This window comes from Pseudomonas sp. NPDC087615 (genome assembly GCF_044743445.1).
Lineage (GTDB): Bacteria > Pseudomonadota > Gammaproteobacteria > Pseudomonadales > Pseudomonadaceae > Aquipseudomonas > Aquipseudomonas baetica_A.
Map to the genome: position 1 here is coordinate 50,656 of NZ_JBIUWM010000041.1, position 2,701 is coordinate 53,356.

Below are 2,701 nucleotides of genomic sequence, written 5' to 3' on the forward strand. Positions count from 1 at the left end.
GCCGCGAATTTTACGAGAAGCCAACTTCTGAGCGTAAGCGTAAAGCAGCAGCCGCTGTTAAGCGTCACGCCAAGAAAGTTCAGCGCGAACAGCGCCGCGCCGTTCGTCTGTACTAATACACAGACGTTCGTAGCAAGCTTCTTGCCTAAGCCCGGCCCTCAGCCGGGCTAATGGCATTTGCGTAAAACGCTTGATGCTTCACCGTCGAAGCCGCAGACGCGACTTAGACAAATCTGCTTCACCGCGTCAGGCCTGGCTCTTTTGCCAGCGGTGCACGTCTTTTCTGACGAGCCTTTCAAGGCTACTGACGAGCACACCCACTGATTCCTCTAAACGACGATCAGCCCAAGGCACCTGCACGCGTGCCCGTTTTATTGAGCTATCCGAGGCCATTAACCGGCCGTCAGCGGATTCAGCGCAACACTTTCAAATAGTCGAAAACTGATAGGTATTAAGGTCAGTGGATTTTCGGCAGATACACTTCCCGACAGCGATCAAGCAGACGACACCGGTCGAGCCGCCCATTTTGCGCGCTTCGAGCAACGAACCGTGTTCGGCCGCCCTTCGCATCGGACTTATTACAGCGCAGACGACGAGAACGCCATGGCCGGGCTGATTCCCCAGAGCTTTATTGACGACCTCCTGAACCGCACCGACATCGTCGACGTGGTCAGCTCGCGTGTGCAACTGAAAAAAGCCGGCAAGAATTACACAGCCTGCTGCCCGTTTCACAAAGAGAAAACCCCATCGTTCAGTGTCAGCCCCGACAAGCAGTTCTATTACTGCTTTGGCTGCGGCGCTGGCGGTAATGCCCTCGGCTTCCTCATGGATCACGACAACCTGGACTTCCCCCAGGCTATCGAAGATCTGGCGAAAGCCGCGGGCATGGAAATCCCCCGCGAAGAAGGTGGCCGTCAACACAAACCGCGACAGCCGACCGACTCACCGCTGTATCCGCTACTTACCGCCGCCGCCGACTTTTACCGACACGCACTGAAGAGCCATCCATCGCGCAAAGCCGCAGTGGATTACCTTAAGGGCCGTGGACTGACTGGCGAGATCGCTCGGGATTTCGGCCTCGGCTTCGCACCGCCGGGCTGGGACAACCTGCTCAAGCATTTGAGCAGCGACACATTGCAGCAGAAAGCCATGATCGACGCCGGCCTGCTGATCGAGAACGCCGAAACCGGCAAACGCTACGACCGCTTCCGTGATCGCGTGATGTTCCCGATCCGCGACACCCGAGGCCGGATCATCGCTTTCGGTGGGCGCGTGCTCGGCGATGACAAGCCCAAATACCTGAACTCGCCGGAAACCCCGGTATTCCATAAAGGTCAGGAACTCTACGGCCTTTATGAAGCACGCAAAAACAACCGCAACCTCGACGAAATAATCGTCGTCGAGGGCTACATGGACGTCATCGCGCTCGCCCAGCAAGGCTTGCGCAATGCCGTCGCGACGCTGGGCACTGCAACCAGCGAAGAGCATTTGAAGCGCCTGTTCCGCGTCGTGCCCAACGTACTGTTTTGCTTTGACGGCGACCAGGCCGGCCGCAACGCCGCATGGCGCGCACTGGAAGCAACACTGTCGAGCCTGCAAGACGGTCGCCGCGCGCGATTCCTGTTCCTGCCCGAGGGCGAAGACCCGGACACCCTGGTCCGCGCCGAAGGCACCGATGCTTTCAAAGCCCGAATCAATCAGCACGCGCAACCGCTGGCGGACTATTTCTTCCAGCAACTGACCGAGGAAGCCGACCCGCGCTCACTGGAGGGCAAGGCCCACATGGCCACCCTCGCCGCACCGCTGATCGACAAAGTACCCGGGGCCAATCTGCGCATCCTGATGCGTCAGCGCCTGACCGAAATTACCGGCCTGAGCAGCGAAACCGTCAGTCAACTGGCTCAAAGCGCGCCGCAGGAAGCGCCACCCGCCTACGATCCGGGCATCGATTACGACGCAATGCCGGACTACAGCGACTACCATCAGCCGCAGGCACAAGACATGTATGTGCCGCAGCAGGAGTGGACGCCGAAGAAACCCGGCGCCGGCGGCAAGAAGTGGGACAAGAAACCCTGGGACAAGAATGGCAAGCGCGGCGGCGATCGTGATCAACAACGCCCGCGCACGCCCATTGGCGTGGAGTCACCGACCCTGACGGCCCTGCGCACGCTGCTCCATCACCCGCAATTGGCCAAGCGCGTCGAAGACGCCGGGCACATCGCGGACGAAAATCAGACCAACGCCCAGTTGCTTGTGGCGCTGCTCGAAGCCGTACAGAAGAATCCCAAGCTAAACTCATTTCAGTTGATCGCACGATGGCACGGCACTGAACAGGGTCGCTTGCTCAAGGCGCTGGCAGAAAAGGAGTGGTTGATTGACGGAGATAACCTTGAACAACAGTTTTTCGACACCATTACTAGCTTGTCAGCCCGCCAACGCGAGCGAAATCTGGAACAGTTGCTCAGGAAAGCGCGTCAAAGCGAACTGAGTATTGAAGAAAAAAATCAACTGCGCGACCTACTAAGTCGCAATGTTTCCGCATCAAACCCGACCTCAACTGGCGCGTGAGGTCATAGCTCAGGTATAATCCTCGGCTTGTTTTTTGCCCGCCAAGACCTTCAGTGGATAGCGAGTTATGTCCGGAAAAGCGCAACAGCACTCTCGTATTATTGAGTTCATCAAACTGGGTCGTGAGCAGAAG

1 protein-coding gene and 1 pseudogene are annotated in these 2,701 nt (G+C 58.0%); both read left to right on the forward strand.

Annotation, left to right across the window (positions count from 1 at the left end):
* Positions 1 to 116, forward strand: a pseudogene (gene rpsU, locus ACIOU6_RS19705) (30S ribosomal protein S21); the annotation flags it as partial.
* A 487-nt stretch (positions 117 to 603) separates the two neighbouring features.
* Complete coding sequence (gene dnaG, locus ACIOU6_RS19710) at positions 604 to 2,568, forward strand: DNA primase (RefSeq protein WP_221731204.1); 1,965 nt, start codon at positions 604 to 606, stop codon at positions 2,566 to 2,568.
* Positions 2,569 to 2,701: the final 133 nt, after the last annotated feature.

What these genes read in the sequence shown, in the direction of transcription:
- dnaG (WP_221731204.1), top strand. Translation starts at nt 604, where the DNA reads ATGGCCGGGCTGATTCCCCAGAGCTTTATTGACGACCTCCTGAACCGC.